Origin of the sequence: Kroppenstedtia sanguinis (genome assembly GCF_050433445.1) — a bacterium.
Taxonomy (GTDB): domain Bacteria; phylum Bacillota; class Bacilli; order Thermoactinomycetales; family DSM-45169; genus Kroppenstedtia; species Kroppenstedtia sanguinis.
The window spans coordinates 31,921-49,222 of the sequence record NZ_JBNPXF010000008.1 but is presented as its reverse complement, the minus strand read 5'-3'; the positions used below and the strand labels follow the sequence as shown (position 1 = coordinate 49,222).

At 47.8% G+C, this 17,302-nt stretch carries 20 protein-coding genes; 16 read left to right on the top strand and 4 right to left on the bottom strand.

Annotated features, from left to right (window positions below):
- Positions 1 to 21: 21 nt before the first annotated feature.
- Positions 22 to 915 (bottom strand): SDR family NAD(P)-dependent oxidoreductase, encoded by an 894-nt coding sequence (locus JOD24_RS06710; protein WP_380165793.1) that lies wholly within the window; start codon positions 913 to 915, stop codon positions 22 to 24.
- A gap of 3 nt (positions 916 to 918) precedes the next feature.
- The gene (locus JOD24_RS06705; protein WP_429246590.1) at positions 919 to 1,257 is read right to left on the bottom strand and encodes a tetratricopeptide repeat protein; all 339 of its coding nucleotides are present in this window, start codon (positions 1,255 to 1,257) and stop codon (positions 919 to 921) included.
- Between the two features lie 266 nt (positions 1,258 to 1,523).
- Between JOD24_RS06705 and JOD24_RS06700 the strand changes: the two genes are divergently transcribed.
- The 15 genes from JOD24_RS06700 to JOD24_RS06630 all read left to right on the top strand — a co-directional run bounded on the left by JOD24_RS06700 (position 1,524) and on the right by JOD24_RS06630 (position 13,968).
- Positions 1,524 to 2,111, top strand: a complete 588-nt coding sequence (locus tag JOD24_RS06700) for a hypothetical protein (protein ID WP_429246589.1) — start codon at positions 1,524 to 1,526, stop codon at positions 2,109 to 2,111.
- Between the two features lie 42 nt (positions 2,112 to 2,153).
- Positions 2,154 to 2,348, top strand: coding sequence for a hypothetical protein (locus tag JOD24_RS06695; protein ID WP_429246588.1), 195 nt, complete (start codon positions 2,154 to 2,156; stop codon positions 2,346 to 2,348).
- Positions 2,349 to 2,357: 9 nt separating this feature from the next.
- Positions 2,358 to 2,714: a transposase gene (locus tag JOD24_RS06690; RefSeq protein WP_380165799.1), complete on the top strand. Its 357-nt coding sequence runs from the start codon at positions 2,358 to 2,360 to the stop codon at positions 2,712 to 2,714.
- 640 nt (positions 2,715 to 3,354) lie between these two features.
- Positions 3,355 to 3,960: a Yip1 family protein gene (locus JOD24_RS06685; protein WP_429246587.1), complete on the top strand. Its 606-nt coding sequence runs from the start codon at positions 3,355 to 3,357 to the stop codon at positions 3,958 to 3,960.
- Between the two features lie 24 nt (positions 3,961 to 3,984).
- Entirely contained in the window at positions 3,985 to 4,620 is a 636-nt protein-coding gene (locus JOD24_RS06680) for a YIP1 family protein (protein WP_429246586.1), read from the top strand.
- Positions 4,621 to 4,630: 10 nt separating this feature from the next.
- Positions 4,631 to 5,134, top strand: coding sequence for a signal peptidase I (gene lepB, locus JOD24_RS06675; RefSeq protein WP_380165805.1), 504 nt, complete (start codon positions 4,631 to 4,633; stop codon positions 5,132 to 5,134).
- A complete protein-coding gene (locus JOD24_RS06670; RefSeq protein ID WP_429246585.1) occupies positions 5,131 to 6,057 on the top strand; it encodes a hypothetical protein in 927 nt (308 codons plus the stop codon). The genes lepB and JOD24_RS06670 overlap by 4 nt, the downstream gene beginning before the upstream one ends.
- Positions 6,058 to 6,059: 2 nt before the next feature.
- The gene (locus tag JOD24_RS06665) at positions 6,060 to 6,491 is read left to right on the top strand and encodes a hypothetical protein (RefSeq protein ID WP_380165811.1); all 432 of its coding nucleotides are present in this window, start codon (positions 6,060 to 6,062) and stop codon (positions 6,489 to 6,491) included.
- A gap of 60 nt (positions 6,492 to 6,551) precedes the next feature.
- Positions 6,552 to 6,944, top strand: a complete 393-nt coding sequence (locus JOD24_RS06660) for a hypothetical protein (protein WP_380165813.1) — start codon at positions 6,552 to 6,554, stop codon at positions 6,942 to 6,944.
- Positions 6,945 to 7,292: 348 nt separating this feature from the next.
- Positions 7,293 to 7,712, top strand: coding sequence for a hypothetical protein (locus JOD24_RS06655; RefSeq protein ID WP_380165815.1), 420 nt, complete (start codon positions 7,293 to 7,295; stop codon positions 7,710 to 7,712).
- A gap of 675 nt (positions 7,713 to 8,387) precedes the next feature.
- Positions 8,388 to 9,089 carry a response regulator transcription factor gene (locus tag JOD24_RS06650; protein ID WP_380165817.1) on the top strand — a complete coding sequence of 234 codons (702 nt, stop codon included), beginning with the start codon at positions 8,388 to 8,390 and terminating at the stop codon, positions 9,087 to 9,089.
- Positions 9,090 to 10,067, top strand: coding sequence for a sensor histidine kinase (locus JOD24_RS06645; RefSeq protein ID WP_429246584.1), 978 nt, complete (start codon positions 9,090 to 9,092; stop codon positions 10,065 to 10,067).
- A 78-nt stretch (positions 10,068 to 10,145) separates the two neighbouring features.
- Positions 10,146 to 11,090, top strand: a complete 945-nt coding sequence (locus JOD24_RS06640) for an ATP-binding cassette domain-containing protein (protein ID WP_429246583.1) — start codon at positions 10,146 to 10,148, stop codon at positions 11,088 to 11,090.
- Positions 11,062 to 11,757, top strand: coding sequence for an ABC transporter permease (locus JOD24_RS06635; protein WP_429246582.1), 696 nt, complete (start codon positions 11,062 to 11,064; stop codon positions 11,755 to 11,757). Before JOD24_RS06640 ends, JOD24_RS06635 begins: the two co-directional genes overlap by 29 nt.
- A 90-nt stretch (positions 11,758 to 11,847) precedes the next feature.
- On the top strand, positions 11,848 to 13,968 hold the full coding sequence (locus JOD24_RS06630; RefSeq protein ID WP_380165825.1) for a serine hydrolase domain-containing protein: 2,121 nt from the start codon (positions 11,848 to 11,850) through the stop codon (positions 13,966 to 13,968).
- A gap of 311 nt (positions 13,969 to 14,279) precedes the next feature.
- Here the strand turns inward: JOD24_RS06630 and JOD24_RS06625 are convergent, their stop codons facing one another.
- Together JOD24_RS06625 and JOD24_RS06620 are read right to left on the bottom strand one after the other, a co-directional pair.
- A complete protein-coding gene (locus JOD24_RS06625) occupies positions 14,280 to 15,626 on the bottom strand; it encodes a DCC1-like thiol-disulfide oxidoreductase family protein (RefSeq protein WP_429246581.1) in 1,347 nt (448 codons plus the stop codon).
- A complete protein-coding gene (locus JOD24_RS06620) occupies positions 15,623 to 16,240 on the bottom strand; it encodes a DUF5819 family protein (protein ID WP_429246580.1) in 618 nt (205 codons plus the stop codon). Before JOD24_RS06620 ends, JOD24_RS06625 begins: the two co-directional genes overlap by 4 nt.
- A 242-nt stretch (positions 16,241 to 16,482) precedes the next feature.
- Between JOD24_RS06620 and JOD24_RS06615 the strand changes: the two genes are divergently transcribed.
- A complete protein-coding gene (locus JOD24_RS06615) occupies positions 16,483 to 17,082 on the top strand; it encodes a short chain dehydrogenase (RefSeq protein WP_429246579.1) in 600 nt (199 codons plus the stop codon).
- Positions 17,083 to 17,302: the final 220 nt, after the last annotated feature.

The window sequence follows — 17,302 nt, the reverse complement described above, 5'->3', positions numbered from 1 at the left end:
CATGCTCGGGGATGGCCTGGCTTACGACCGATTGCGAAAGGCCCGTGCTACCGAGGCGGTGATCCAGGTGCGAGGGAAGAAGCGGGGCAGGAAGGTGAAGAAACGGCTGAGGGTGCCGGTGACCACCATGGGCTTCCCTTTTTGCCAGGCGGAAAAACCAAGACGAGCCACCCGCTCCGCAGGTAGTTGATTGGATTGACGGATCCCGGTTCGCTGGGCAAATTCGCTATAGGTACTACCGGGACAAAGGGTGGTCACAGTGACACCGGACCCTCTCAATTCTGCCGCCAGGGCCTCACCGTAATGGAGCAGAAAAGCTTTGGCCGCTCCGTAAGCGGTCATATAAGGAGTGGGGAGAAAGGAAGAGGTGGATCCCACCTGGATGATCCCACCGCTTCTTCGGCTTTTCAACTGGGGCAGGATTGCACGCAGAAGGGTGACGGGTACCTCCACATGGAGTCGGATCATCTCCCGCTCTTGGGTTACATCAGTTTCGGTGACGGGCCCGTAGAGGCCGACGCCAGCGTTGTTGATTAAGAGATCCACCCGGTCATGATGGATTCGGGTACAAACCCGGTGTAGCCCCTCCTGTGTCAATAAGTCCGCCACCAACACCTCTGCGGATCCGCCTTCGGACTGGATGGCTGCTGCTAACTGCTGAAGCCGTTCTTTCCGTCGGGCGACCAGAATCACATGGTAATCCTTTTGCGCGAGGAGTCGGGCGAAAGCTTCCCCAATCCCAGAGGAGGCTCCGGTAACCAATGCCACATCCAAGTTGCATGCTCCTTTCGACTCCCAGGTGGTGTCCAGTTGGTCCAGATAGAAACGGATCGATTCATCCCCGGCGGTGTCCACCAACAGACGGAGTAAGATCTCCATCGCTTCCTGGTGGCGGTTCCGATTATACAGAGCCATAGCTCAAAACACTTGCAAAGCCCGGTCTTCTGGAAATTGACGAACCCCCTGTTCCAGGATTATCGCTGCTCGTTCATATTCGCCAAGACAGCGGTAGGTGGAGCCCAGTCCCAACAGAGCTACCCGCCGTGGGTCACAGAGATCCAGACGCAGAGCTTGCTCGTAAAAAAGGACAGCTTCCCGCTCTAAACCGAGAAAATCATGAACCGAGGTACATTGGAACTGGAATGAGGCGTTGTCCGGGTCCCTTTCCGTCAACATTAACAGCCGTTCCTTCGCCTCCTTATGCCGTCCTGCCTCCCGCAGACGGATCGTCTCTTGCATGTATCCCTCCGGCTTCAATTGACCGCCTCTTTTAATCCCCATCGTTGGGTGAGGATCGGTGTTCCCGATTATATGAAAAGGGGGCGGAGTTGGCAACATTCATTTGATGTATACTCCAGGATTTAGCAGGTCCCCGTTCAGTTCTTGCCTTTGATTCAATTATATAACTCTAGATGAGCAAAAGCGCACCAAGAAATTTCCATTGACAAAAAAACAGAGACATGAACGGCTCTTTATGGTATGGATAGAGTCACCATAACACATCCACCAAAGGAGCCAAGATCATGTCTCATACTCCCAACTTACCACATCAGGATCCAATCCGCCACTATCTGAAGAAACAAAGGTACAACCTGTACCTTACCAAGCCTGTGATTGAACATCTCGTCCATTTCATCGATGGGGCCACACAAAAAGGCTTCTCTGGGACACCGACAGATGTGAACACGTTAATTTGTGAACGTCGACACCGTACAACGTGGAGCCATTTCCTCACCCGGGGAGTCTGGGACGAACAGTGGATGCAACATCACCTGAGTCAACGATCTCTGCGTAAGATTCAAAAACACGCCCAACGAACCGGCCTTCCCATTTACGTCATTCTAGATGATTCCGTTTGTGAGAAAACCAAGCCTTCGTCACAGGCGGTGTCGGCGATTCAACCAGCCGACTTTCATTTTTCGCACGGCAAAGGGGGGCCGGTTTGGGGGCACCAGGTCGTGGTCCTGTTGCTTCGGTGCGGGGATCGCTGTCTTCCCTTCGCCTTTCAGCGTTATGACAAGGACGGAGTCAGCAAAATCGCCTTGACATGCGAACTTCTCGAATTGCTTCCGGCCTTTGAACATCCGGCGTATTTGTTGATGGACTCCTAGTACACCTCGGTAAAAATCGTCGATTGCGCTTCCACCAAAAGGTTGCAGGTCATCGGTGGACTTAAGACCCACCGTGTCTTGTTTCCTCTGGGCGTCCGGACCCTGGCCTCTACTTTCGCTGGTTACATCCGAAAAGCGGATACCCGCCTCGTGACGGTGGGACACGCTTCCTACCGGGTGTACCGCTATGAAGGGGCCCTCCATGGAATGGCAAACGCGGTGGTGCTTTTAGCATGACCGGAAGAAATGTTTGGAAAGCATCAAGCCCTTCGGTGTACCTTGTGCACAGACGCCTCCCTTCAGGATGAAGAGATTCTGGAGCGCTATGCGAACCGCTGGGCCATTGAAACGTTTTTTCAACAGATGAAGGGGAAGTATGCATGGGATCGTTACCGTGTCCGCTCCGTTCGTGCCATCGAACGCTTCTGGACTCTGGTATTTTTGACGTACTTCTATTGCGCCGAGACGGGAAGTGGTGACGAGTCACTTGGTCTTCAGAGAATCCGTTCCAGACGGGAACACAGATGGGTTGATTGGATCTACCGTCAGTTCCAACAGGCGGTGCCACTGAAACAAGTGAAAGAGCAGCTCAACATCGCTTAACCGTGGCATATCCTGCTTCTGGTTATTTCTGTTAGCTGTTTTGCTCATCTAGAGTATATAAGTTGGATCTCTGCTGTTGAAAGGAGGAACTGGACTAGTCACATAAAAGGTGGTTTTTTTACTAGGCTAGCTGAGATACTTTTGTCGCGGAAGGTATCTTGAGAAAGTATATAGAAACATATTTAGGAAGCACAAATCTTATAAAGAGATCACATGATATTCGTAGATTTTACAAAATGATGTTTTGGGTCAGGCGTGTTGATTAGCCATATTTTGGGTGGGGAGATCGTGTTCACCCACGCGAGCGTTGCCATCCGGCAAGGAAGTGAAAACTGGCCGCTCCAAATCTTCCGATCGGGCAGGGGCAAAGCCTTACGGAAGCAACACAGGGAAGAGGTTGCCCCAAAACGCCCTCCCTCCAGATTCTCCGCTGGGTAGGATGGCAACCTTGCTATCGAGATTGTAGTGCCTGTGGTGCTACCTTTATTCCAGGGCTTCAGCCCATCGAGATTGTAGTGCCTGTGGCGCAAAGGTCGCTTTGGCAGCACACGACTCCCTTCCGCTGCCCATTTTCTGGTTAATCAACAGCCCTGGTTTTGGGTGTTTAAGAGAAATGAGTGTAACTGAGGGAGATAGCTGTATGGATCATTTATATTTGCAAATATGGATTCATCCCCGACAAGTGGTTCGAGAAGCAGTACTGCTTCCTGATAAAAAAAGAGAATGGCTTTTGATTGTTCTATTTGGTTTGACCTTAGGGTTAGAACAAGCCTCGATCCGAGAGCTTGGAGATTCGATTCCTTTTTCTTGGATCCTTCTTCTTTCAGTCCTGCTCAGCCCCATTTTGGGCATGATCTACTGGTTTGTTGTCTCCGGAATTGCATACTGGATTGGACGTAGCATGGATGGAACAGCTACTTGGAGAGACATGGAAACAGCCGTTGCTTGGGCTGGAGTCCCTTTTATCATGAAACTGATTTTGTGGGTGCCGGAGCTGGCTTTCTTCGGTGAGGAGCTTTTTCAATCATCTATGCCGAGTCTAGGTTCTAATCCCCTGTTGTTCCTGTTTTTTATAGTGATGTGGTTAGTGGATCTCGTCATCTTGATCTGGTATGTGGTAGTTCTGTGCAAGTGTGTGGGGGAAGCTCATTCCTTTTCCGCTTGGCGTGGCCTTTTCTCTCTTTTACTTGGAGGACTTCTATTGCTCTTGCCATTCATCGTATTGGCATGGTTTTTCCGGTTGTGATGAATATAGCAAAGGAGGATGGCGGTGGATTCGTCCTGGTTAGTGGAACAAAGGCCTTGGTTGACGATATGGTATCGGACGCGGCAAACGATTCGATCGGTGTTGAATGATCCATACCCTTCCCGGATCTCATGGTTATTTATTCCTTTGTTTGGGATCAGTCTGACATTGGATCAGATCTCTTTTAGCGAGTACGGGGATGGGTACGATCTCTCCTATTTGTTGTTAATCTCGCTTCCGATTGGTTTGGTTGTCGGTGTTGGCATCTGGTCCCTCTACAGTTGGATGTTTTGGGGAGCAGGTCGGTTGATTGGTGGAGAGGCCGACTGGAAAGAGATGCATCGGGCACTGTCTTGGGCAGTAATTCCCTATGTAGCTAAGCTGTTCTTGTGGTATGTGCGGGCTCTTTGTTTTGGAGAAGAGACCTTTACGCTTTATACACCCAACATAGATCACAATCCACTTCTTCTCACTTTCTTTTTCCTGTTTTTCTTTCTGGATGTGCTTTTGACCCTCTGGTTTTATGGGATCCTTATCAAAAGTACAGCTGAAGCCCATCATTTTTCCTTTTGGAAAGGGGTAGCCACTGTTTTGGTTTCATTGGCTGTCTTGTGGGTGATTTTAAAATACGTTGTGGGCTTTGTGTATATGCCCCTGTGAGAGAACCGATATGATAAAGCGAATTCTACGGATGCTCGGAATTACAGTGATCCTGGGTATGACCTGGGGGTTGTTGATTCTTCTCTCACCTTATGACTGGTATGTATTAAGTGGAGACAGTATGGAACCCACTCTGCAGGAAAATGATGTGATGTTAGTTCGTTTATCCCCTGACTCTTGGAAGAGAGGGGAAGTGGTTCTGTTTCAACCGGAGGGCTCCGAATGGATGCATGTCAAACGTATCGCAGCTTGTCCGGGAGATCAAGTGGAAGCGAATCAAACTGGGCTGTTTGTGAACGGGCGGCGGATCCTGTCTTCGCCCCAGACCCCACTGGGCTCTATCCAAGTTCCTGAAGGACATGTATTTGTATTGGGGGACCATTCTGAAAACAGCTCAGATAGTCGTGATTTTGGACCGGTCCCCTTAGAAAAGATGGAAGGGCGTGTAGATTTTGTGATCTATCCATTATCCAGAATGGCGCCGGTTTCATCCGAAAAGGAGGAGGGAAAATGAATCCTCAAATGGATGAGAGGTGGAAGCGCAAAGGGGCTTCCACGGTAGAGTATATCGTGGTATTAGCGGCAGTGGCCATTTTGGCCATGGCAGTGTATCATGCCCTTAGTGGGGATGAGATGGCAGGAATGATCCAGGGGAAAATCCAAGCTGTGATTGACGGGGATCTGACCGGGGATGGAGCAAGTCCAGGAGCAGGGGAAGCCCCTCCAACTGAAGAAACGGGTACCGAGCAATCACCCTCTCCAAAGCTCGATAGCCCCCCACCTCCCGAAGAAGAGGATGAAAACGCGGCGTTACAGTTTGCCAAAGGAGCTGGAGATGTAGCGCTGGATTTCATCGGTTTTCACGACGCCAAAGCAGCGATCACCGGAGTGGATGAAGAGGGAAACGAGATCGGATGGGGAGAACGCCTTTTCCGAGGCGCTTTGGTAGTGCCCATCGCTAAACCGGTGAAGGGCGGAAAAATGGCCCTGAAGTACGGCGACAAAGCCTTAACCGCAGGCAAGAAAAACTTAGACGACGTGGCCCGGAAAGGGAAAAAGACCGCGTGTGGGTGTCCTTCCATACTTAAAAATGGCAGAATAACTATCGAAGCAATAGAGTCAAATCCCAAGGTTTTTAGTGGGAAGTCAGCAAATGAAGTGGCTGATATGTTAAGAGAATCGGGATATGATGTTACGGTTGAAAAATCAAGAAGGTCACGTTCAGGAGCTAAAATTATTAAGATTAACAATCCGGGTCAGGGTAAGAATATCACTCAAGTTCAGGTTTCGCCTGGTGGAGGAAGACATGGAGTAAACCCTTACATTAAAATAAGCACAAGTGATCAGGGTATAATTAAAGTTGTTGATGGGTCTGAAAGTACATACAAAACGGATGGATCTGAGACTGCGAAAATCATTTTTTCAGGGAGGAAATAAAGTTGATAGAATTAAATGCACCGATTATTCCATGGGAGGGAATGGGAAATATTAAATTGTATAGTCATATTAGTGAACTGTACGATTTAATTGAACAGTCGAAAGTAGAACCTGTATTATTGGAGAAATTCCTAATCAGGTACGAAATTGAAAGTTCAGTTGATCTGTGCTTTAACGTTGTAAATGGACGGCTGTTTAAAATGACTGCGTTGGAAAACTATAAGGGAACGCTGTTTGGGAATATCAAAATAGGCATGCCTATTGAGGATGTATTACTACGAGAACCAAGTTTTGTCTACGATGATTTTGAAGAAGTCTACTGCAGTCCAAAGGGGATCTATATTGAAACGGATCCTGTGGAACATACGGTATTATGGATTTCGGTATACATTAAAGAGATTGATCATGAGGATTTTGAAAAAGGAAATTGGTGAGCGAAGGGGAGATTGGCGACGTTTAATTGTTTAGAATTTAATATTCGAGGATGAACTCATTTGAACAAGATATCGCAGGGAATTGAAGAGTTACTTAATATGTACAAGAGCTACAAAATTTCTCCTGAGCAGGCGATCAGTGATCAGTATGATTTTTTGATTGACCAAATAAAAGATGAAACAGACGCAAGTGTGCTCATCCATGCTTTGGACAAAGACATTAGTGATCTGATGTATTTAGATGTTTATTTTATGTTTTTTGCGTACAAAAAAGCGATTCAATTAGATCCAGTAAATAAAGGGTTAATAGAAGACTTTATTTACTATGTTGATATACATAGTGGACCTGATTGGGAACAAGAAGTAAACAAAGTGAGGATGTATTTGGATCATCATGAAATTGAAAAAGCGGGAAAAGAGTCATTGAAGATTGATTATAATAAATGGGATTGATTTCCGTATGCTCGTGACAAGATGAGTCGAATCATAGTATCGACTTGTTGAATAATGGTACTCCCTTAGAATTAGCTGAGGGAGTTATCTATATTAGATCGAGTAAACGGTGCATTAAAATTATGAGGAGTCCTAAAATAGATAGCAACAGGTGAATCAAGTCCAGGAGCAGGGGAAGCCCCTCCAACTGAAGAAACGGGTACCGAGCAATCACCCTCTCCAAAGCTCGATAGCCCCCCACCTCCCGAAGAAGAGGATGAAAACGCGGCGTTACAGTTTGCCAAAGGAGCTGGAGATGTAGCGCTGGATTTCATCGGTTTTCACGACGCCAAAGCAGCCATCACCGGAGTGGATGAAGATGGCAACGAGATCGGATGGGGAGAACGCCTCTTTCGAGGCGCATTGGTAGTTCCCATCGCCAAACCGGTGAAGGGCGGGAAAATGGCCCTGAAGTACGGCGACAAAGCCTTAACCGCAGGCAAGAAAAACTTAGACGACGTGGCCCGGAAAGGGAAAAAGACTGCGTGTGGGTGTCCTTTTAGTCCCCACTATAAAGTTGCAAAGGAAGGCGGAAAACATTCAGGCTTCTATAAGCAATATGTTTCAAAATCCAATGACCAGATTAACAAGGGGATATCTTCGATTCAAAAACAAATTGAAGAACATGAAGATAAGATTAAGAATCCTACAAAGTACATTCCTGGTTTCAAAGAGCTTGATCCAAGACAACAAAAGGCGTTATTAACAAAAAATGGCCATCCGATATAAAAAGGCAAAAAGAACAGAAGGCTATACTTGAAGACATTCTGAAGGAAAGAAATTAGTCAGGAGGAGTAAGGAATGGATAGTGAGTTACAGTCGTTTCTATCTGATTTAATTGATATCATTCCAGGAGAAGTACAATGATTCACTGAAGAACGGGGACGAATTTAATAATGGACTTAACTTTGCATACTACGATGTTTTAGAGATAATCAATTCACAGCTAAAGGTGTTTAATATGGATCCAGATCTATTTGATCAAATAGCACCTATATTAGGTGAGAAAGTAAAAAAATAAAAAAATTAATTGAGACGTTTGAAGTCAAGATGCATCGATTCGGACGCCAAATCCCGGTGCAGGAGAGAAGCCAAGAAATTAGCTGAGGGAGTTATCTATATTAGATCGGGTAGACGGTGCTAGGGCTGTCGATTAACCAAAACCAAATTTGAAAAAAAGAAGCCCCTTTGTGCACAATGGTTTTGAAAGCTCAATGTCATTCCAGACGGTCAGGCTGTCGGGAAAAATTCTCGACAGCCTGTTTTTCAAAGAGCCTCCTTTCCAATTGGATGGAGTGAGGACGTTTTTTATTGGCAAGGGATGAATCGGTATGCGCCAGATCCGAAAATGGGTAACATGGATCCGAAAAAAAACAACATCAGTAGAATCAGGAGGGTTATGCGATGGAGGGAAATTTGCTGATTATCGAGGATGACCAGGCGATCAGTGACATGGTGGCGGATTACTTAGCAAAAGAAGGCTATCAATCTACAGTGGTTCACGACGGTGAACATGCACTTCAACAGTTCACGTCAGACCATTATGACCTGGTCCTGTTGGATTTGATGTTGCCGAAGCTGAACGGATTGGAGGTATTGCGACAAATCCGTGAGCAAAGCCAGGTGCCCATTCTGATTCTGTCGGCAAAGGATGGGGAAGTCGATAAAACATTGGGATTGCGATTTGGCGCTGATGACTATATTGCCAAGCCCTTCTCCCTCATGGAATTGGCCGCTCGGGTCGAAGCATCTATTCGCAGGGCGACGCAATATTCCCATCCCGATTCGGGCATGGAGTCGCAGCAGTTGCTGACCGTCGGTGATTTAGTTGTAGATCCTGACAATTTCAAGGTATTGAAGAAAAACCGGGAGATTAAGCTGACGGCGAAGGAATTTCAGATTCTGAAGCTGTTCGTGCAGCATCCCACACGAGTTTTCACGAAAGCGATGATCTATCAACTCGTATGGAAGGAAGAATACTACGGCGATGATAACGTCATTAACGTACATATGAGACGTTTGCGGGAGAAGATTGAGGACGATCCTTCCCATCCACGTTATGTCTGTACGTTGTGGGGCATCGGTTATCGGTTGGGGGAGAAATAAATGGTCGGGTTCGGCTGGATGGGACTCATAGTGGCGATTGGATTTTTTTTATTATATCTACGTGAGCGGGCTTCCAAACGGTCATTACGAAGAGATCTGGATTATATCAACCGAAAGATGGAAAAATTCACAGATAAGAGCCAACCTCTCACACAGGAGAGGTTGCTGGTCATGACGACAGAGCCAGAATTGCGTCAGCTACTTCGCTCTCTCAATGACTTGCTGGACCGGGCATGCCAGTCGGCTTCCGATTATGTGCAAATGGAACGGGCGATGCGCAAGATGTTGGCCAATGTATCTCATGATTTGAAGACGCCGCTGACGGTGATCATGGGTTACGCTGAGGTGCTGGACCGGAATGTGGAATTGTCTCAGGAGGAACGCCAGAGAATGATCCGCCAGTTATATCATAAAACGATTCAAGTGCAAGAACTGGTCATCGCTTTCTTCGATCTATCGAGACTGGAGGCGGGTGACTACGACATCACATTTTCCGTCATAGACGCAAGCGAGGTCTGTCGCCAACGCATCCTGACTTACTTCGATCTCCTCTCCGAACAGGATATGGAGGTGGATATTCGTCTGCCTGAAGAACCGGCGTGGGTGTATGCGAATGAAGAGGTCTTAACCCGAATTCTGGACAACCTGTTATCTAATGCCCTCCGTTACGGTTCCGATGGAGGTTATTTGGGCTTATCTCTTACACGAATCCAAGGGAACTTTCAGATTGACGTGATCGATCGGGGCCGGGGAATCCCCAGAGGGGATCAGGCTCGGGTGTTTGATCGAATGTATACCATGGATGACTCCAGAAATCGCAGTGTACAAGGCAGCGGGCTGGGCTTGGCTATTACGAAGAGGCTAACAGAGCAAATAGGTGGCCGGATCCATTTGGACAGTATCCCAGGACAGCGCACTTGCTTTTCTGTCACCCTTCCTGTATCCAAACATCCATCTGCTCAACAACTTAAGGAATAAGTAATGTTTGCGTTATTAAAAAGTGAGACCCCAACGGTATTCTTATAAATAAGCGAAACGAAGTGGGGAGTGAGGAATTTGGCAAATATCATCCAGACACGACTGCTCAGCAAGAGTTATGAAGGAGCAGAAGTGGTGGCGAATGTCAATATGAATGTTCGCCAGGGTGAGATCTATGGTTTTCTCGGACCCAATGGCGCCGGAAAATCGACGCTGATGAAGATGCTACTGGGGCTGGTCAAGCCAACCGGTGGTGAAATCGAATTGTTCGGAGAACGGTTGTTAGTCAATTCGATGGAACACTTGAAGCGGATGGGTCATTTGATCGAGACGCCGATCTTCTATGAGAAGCTCACTGCACAGCAAAATCTAGAGATTCATGGCGAATACATGGGATATTACAATGAAAAGGATTTTCGCGAAGCGATGGAGATGGTGCAACTTCTAGGAGTCAAAAACAAGCCTGTCAAACAATTCTCCTTAGGCATGAAACAACGGCTTGCGATTGCTCGCGCCATCTCAACACGGCCCGAATTGCTCTTATTGGATGAACCTGTAAACGCCTTGGACCCAGAAGGCATCCAACTCATGCGGAACTTATTTCGCAGGTTGCGTGACGAATGGGGTATCACGCTATTAATTTCCAGTCATCTGCTTTCGGAGATTGAGCAGGTCGCGGATACGATCGGTGTGATCCATCAGGGACGATTGGTTCGCGAGGTATCTATGGAGGATGTTCACGCATCGACCACGGCATATGTGGAAATTGTCACATCGAATATTACCCGTGCTTCCTTTGTGCTTACGGATCAACTGGATTTGGAAAATTTCAAACAAATCGGCGACCGCGCCATTCGAGTTTACGATGAGGGGGTTTCCCAGGAGGCCCTATCCAAAGAGCTGGTACTAAACGATGTGCCGATTGAATCGATCCATCGCTATCATCAAACATTAGAAGATTATTTCTTCGAGATGGTGAAGGGAGGCGGCCAAGATGATGCATCTCATCAAACTGGAATTTAAGAAAAAGCTTTTTACCGGTTATGTTTGGGGATCTTTGTTGGCTTATGTGGGCATTGTCAGTGTGAGCTTGCTCTTTTACTTTTCCAGCATGATAGGACCGGGAGAGAGTCCCTTTCATAGCTATTCAAGCATGTTGACTTTGGTGGATACATTGGTGCGCGCAACATTTGTGATTTATGCGTCAGTACTCATTTCCAGGCTCATTATTAACGAATTCAGAGATAAAACGATCGGTCTTCTTTTTGCTTACCCGGTGAACCGCAAGAAACTGATTTTTGCCAAGCTGTCCATTGTTTTCTCTTGGACCTTTATCAATATCATCTTGGCCAATTTGCTTGTAGACGCACTGCTGATCGGGGTCAATCACGTGGTGGGTGAGGTGTCGGGTACTTTAACGACAAGCCTGCTGACCCAGCATGCCATCTATGTCCTCACGCAAGCCGTTGGCGCTGCAGGGATGAGTTTACTATCCCTTGTGCTGGGCCTTCGCAAGAATTCCGTGGTGGCTACAGTCGTTTCATCCATTTTCATCGTGGCAATCGTAGTTTCCAACAATGATGGCTTCTCTCTGAGTTCCATCACGGCGGTTCCACTGACTTTGGCTGCATTGGGGATCTTTTTCACCTACCTGAGCTTTCGGAACATCGATCGGGTGGATGTAAGTTGATGTATTCCGCTGGGTGAAACCTCCAGGAGCAGTTGATGCGAATGGAGTTTTCAACTCAAACCCTTATCAAATTCAAAACAGGAGGCTCCCATGACAAAAAAAGGACTCTGGATACTGGCAGTGCCGATTGTGGTGATCTTGGTTGTGATTGCAGGAATCTTAGAGATGTTTGACGCAGGCATATTAGATACCGACAAAAAAGCAAATGCATCTTCTTATGAGAAAACACAGAAGGTCGCAGGAGAGAAGGCGAAACTCCTTACAGATAAATACGGTATGACCAGTGTTCAGTATGCACTGATCGATCATGACCAGATTGTCGTATCCGGTCAGACCGGCCGGAATGACGAGAAAGGAAAACAACCGCTGACAGGGAAGACCATGTACGGCATCGGATCCACGAGCAAAATGTTCGTAGCAGCGGCCGTAATGAAGCTGGTGGATGAGAAGAAAATTGATTTGGATACACCTGTCGTCGAGTATGTCCCTGATTTTAAGATGAAAGACGAACGGTATCAGAAGATTACACCGCGCATGTTGTTGAATCACTCCTCCGGTCTCTATGGATCGTCCATGGCCAACTCTTTGCTTATGGAGGATAACGACAGCTATGCTCACGATACGTTGTTGAAACAATTGGCAGAGCAAAAGTTGAAGGCTGATCCCGGTCAGTATTCAGTTTACTGTAACGATGGGTTTACGCTGGCGGAAATTATGGTGGAGAAGGTCAGCGGGATGGACTTTACTTCTTATATTCATCAGCACTTTACGAAACCGCTGGGGATGTCCCATACCAAAACACCGATGGATTCAGTCGATACTTCCCAAATGGCGGGCCTCTATGATCCAACTGCTAAATTTAAGGGACAATTGCCAAACGAGTCTGTCAATGTGATCGGAGCTGGTGGAATCTACTCCACAGCAGAAGACTTGGCCCGCTTCTCACAAATCTTTACGGGACAAAGGGAAGGCATACTTTCGAAAAAATCTATAAGTGCCATGGAGAAAGAAGAGTATAAAAAAGGCATGTGGCCAGAAGAGACAGATAACACGTTTAATTTTGGACTCGGTTGGGACAGTGTCCATCTATTCCCCTTCAGTGACTACAACATCAAGGCACTGAGCAAAGGGGGAGACACCAACCTGTATCACGCATCCCTCGTGGTGCTTCCTGAAAAAAAGATGGCGGTGGCCGTTCTCACTTCCGGGGGCGACAGCTTGACAGATCAATTGTTAGGGAATCAAATTCTGCTTCATGCATTGAAAGAGAAAGGAGACATTGACAAGCTGAAGCCCGCGAAATCCCACGGCAAACCGGAGCAGGCGGATCTCCCGACAAGTCTACGAAAAGAAGCGGGCATATACGGATCTTCGAGGGAATCCAAAAAGGTGGAAATCAGCAAAGACGGTGAAATGACGGTATCATCATTGAATACAACGGAATCTTCGCCGCTCATGCCGGAAGCTCCCCCTGAGAAATATGTGTATACTGGGGACGGTTCCTTTGTAAGCCCAGATGGGAGCGACAAGGTCAATTTTGTGAAGCTGGCGGGTCGTACGTACCTGTGGAATCAAACGTATATTTCGATGCCGGGGCTCGGTCAGACCGCTCTATCTCATTACTCCGCTCAGAAGATTGAAGATCATGAAATATCGGATAAAACAGCAGCTACATGGAAAGAGCGTGACGGGAAGAGGTATTATCCGATCAGCGAGAAGTATACATCGATGACGTATCTGTTGATGTCTACTCTTAAACTGAACTTGCCCAAAGAAACACCTGGATATATCGCAGACCAAAAAATAACAGGGACCAACACATCGGGTAGTGAATTACAAATTCCGACGATGTACGGCCGAGATCTCCAGACCTTTGAGTTCTATCAAAAAGACGGAGTTGAATACCTCTCCAGCTTAGGAACCCAGTATGTGCGTGAGGATGGGTTGAAACCGATCGATACTGTTACAAATTCATCGGTGACGATCCCGGCGAGCGGTCATGCCCAATGGTACAAGGTATCCGAGCAGGCTGCGGGCAAGACGATGAAGGTGACCATGCCCGAAAAAGCATCCTTTGCCGTATATGACAAAACAGGTCTTTGTGAAAACTTCAGTGTGGTCAGCGGCGATCAGGAAGTGAAACTTCCTAAGGGAGGAACCATCGTGTTCGCTGGCGATGCCCAAGTGAAGATGGAGGTCTCCGTAAAATAATTCAAGACAGACGTGTGAATGGCCATATTTTATGATGGGGCAAGGGAAGAGCGAAACGTCAGTTTTGATTCTGGCCTCGTCTCCTGGTTAAACACAGCTCTGGAGTGGATCAGTTTTTTCAAATAAACAAGCAGGCGTCTACCCCAGACGTCTGCTTGTTTATAATGGTTTGGCATGGTTACGAACAACCCTGCTCCCGAAACCCCTTCCTGTGAATGAGTGCAAGCCGAATCAGATCGGAAAGAGTGGAAGACAGCACTGGAAAAACACCGAATTTCCCGATCCGGTGTTTTTCTAGTGGATGGTCCATGTCATGAGGATTTTTTTGGATCCTCGATGGAGCAGTGTTCGTCACAGCCCCCTGTGGGGAGAAGAGTGCGGCGGGCGGCGATCCAGTCGTAGACCCGCTGTCCGAAGCCCAGCCACCGGGAGAAAAATAAAAAGGGGACCGCCGGCCACAGGAGGGGGAGGCGGGTCACCATCTGCAGGATTCCGTCGATTCCCTCGTGAAAGGTTTTTCCGTCTCCGGTGCTGTGCAGCCGTTTTTCCAGCCGGTCAGGGTCGAGGCCAAAACGTTCCGGGACCCCAGGCTCCCGGAAGGAGACAAACTTCAACAGACGAAGCCAATCCAGCCGGCGAGCGGTGTTTACGCTTTGGGTACAGAAAGGACACCAACCATCATAAAAGACCGTTACCTCCCAACGGGTGAAAAAAGCGGGTCGATGCTTCAAGATCCAGGCACCTCCTTTGGCTCGGACCCCTTTACCGAAGCGGACCAGGCGGTGGTAATCCCTATCGCTGAGCAGGATCCATTCACAAGAGATCATATACCAGGAGAATAGACTCAGATTCATCATCAACCCTACTCCAGTGTGGAAGCTGAACACTCCCAACAGAGCCAGGTATTTGGTGTAGCGGTTGAGAAGGAGAAAAGGAAAGGCTACTTGGAACAATACGGAGGCATAGCTGAGGAAAACGATCACCGTTTCCGATTGCCAGAACCAGGGGCTCACCCCAGGCCAGACATAATCCTGCACTCGCATCGCATAATAGACAGCGGTCCCTTCCTGCCACATCGATCCCATCACTTTATATATACCCGATGTGAAATACATAAATATCAGTTGGATGATAATGGCTGCCGTTGCCATATTGTGCAGAACCGTTCCATAAGGGGCAAGCCGGTTGGGTGGTTTCCTTGGTTTCCGTTTTTGTAACCACCGATCCAGGGAACAAGCGGCTCCCGCCTGGGTAAACATCAGATAGAAGAGTTGTATGCGCACAATATTCTCGCCGCCGTTTGTGATGAAAGGGTTGCGGTAATACAAGGACCAGAACAGCAAAAAAGTGAGTACGGTTGCCAACCGGGTCCGAAATCCCAAGGTGAACATCAGGACGACCAGGATCGCGAGATGGTAGACACCTTCGAAAAACCAAGGGGAATCCGTCCAATGGAACAGGGTGAGAATCCCCCGCTCTGCCGACGCTTCTAAAAACTTGTCCGTCGGCCACAATCCGCCGGCTCCCCACAGCAGATGTCGTTCCCGGTAGTGGAAAAATAGATGATATAAGATCCCGATTCCGAGGAAAATGCGCATCAGACCGGTTCCGATCAGCAAATGGCGTGTGGTCAGGAAGTGTTCCAGTCCTTTGATCATTCCGGCCACTCCTTTGCTGGAGAGGGATCTGCCGGTTGATATTTTAACCATCCGGACTCTTGAAAATGAAGCGGGGTTTCATCATCCCCCTTGTGCCGATTCTGAAAGCGAGGGAAGAGATTGGTCACTACTCGGATTTTGACCTGGGAGAGATGACTGTCAGGTAAAGCTTGTCCCAAAGCCGTGGAGGCCGACCGTTGTAGAATCCACTCCCCCTCTTGTTTCTCCTTCGGGTCCTTACTCCGGAATTGGCGAGCCCCTACATTAATCTGCCGCAGGATCCGATCTTCTGAAGAGATTCGCTTCGGTTGCTTCTCCTGGATCATAGGAGCGGTGATGTTTTGCCAGTCTGTCTCTTGAACCTGGCCATTGGCAGGATTTTTCACCCGGGCTTTAGCCCAGACATCCTGATGTTGGGAGACCGGATTGGGGGCGAAGAGTTTCCAATTCTGAGTGAACAAAGGGTCCATATAAGCGTACAGTGAGTCCCACCACTTGCTTTTCACAGGGTTGTTGGGTGTCAGATACCAAAAGGTAATGAAAAAATGGACGGCCAGAACACCCACCAGAAAGAGGGCCCACCACAGAGGGCCCGAGATGCCGAACCGTTTCACCAAATCACCCCGGCTGCTTGGATTTCTGTGTCCATGATAACACAGGAACCAACGTATAAATGGATTCAAAACCCATCCAGCCGAATGGCTTCGCTGGGATTTCAGAAATATCGTGCCTAGGATGCCACAGTTGGAACTGTTCTGGTCGGAGCTGGTAAGAATCATGCTTCATTGTTAAACTGAACAGAGATTCGGGTGGACCAGAAAACAACGATGCTCGGAACTGAAAGGTGGCATCAAAAATGAAAGTCATAGTTGTTGGCGCCAGTGGCACGATCGGAAAAGCAGTCACTGAAGTATTGGGGAAAAATCATGAAATCATTTGTGCCGGACGAAATGGCTCAGATGTTTCAGTGGATATAACTTCAGTTGCGAGTATTCAGCAGATGTATGAACAGACAGGCCCAGTGGATGCCCTAGTCAGCGCAGCAGGCGGTGCGCATTTTGCGCCGGTTTCAGAGTTGACTCCGGAGGTAAATGAAGTCGGAATCGAAGGCAAACTGAAAGGTCAAATCAATCTAGTGCTTTTAGGGATGGACTATATAAATGAGGGTGGGAGTTTCACTTTAACAACGGGAATCATGATGGATGACCCGATCCCGCAAGGGGCATCGGCAGCGATGGCCAATGGAGGCGTCAAGGCATTCGTCAAATCTGCCGCCATTGAAATGCCTAGGGCAATTCGTATAAACAGTGTCAACCCCAATGTCTTACAAGAATCATGGGATAAATACGATAAGTTTTTCCCCGGTTTTGCAGCCGTTCCTGCCGCTCGTGTAGCCCTTGCTTATAAAAAAAGTGTTGACGGGGCGCAAACGGGTCAAAATTACGAAGTCTATTAGAAGTGTTGTGATTTGCTACGTTTGCAGGGGGTTAGAGTAAGGTTTCACATGTTCTTGCGAGGTGGAATCATTCCATGTGAAACCTCATCCCGACTCCAGTTATGGATCAACGTCTATAGAAAAGGGTTCATTTGGATCTCAGGGAACCCGCAGGCAATAGTTGTAATTGTACAAATAGTGAACAAATTAGAGTACCGGTTGAACCGTAAGGAAATTACCG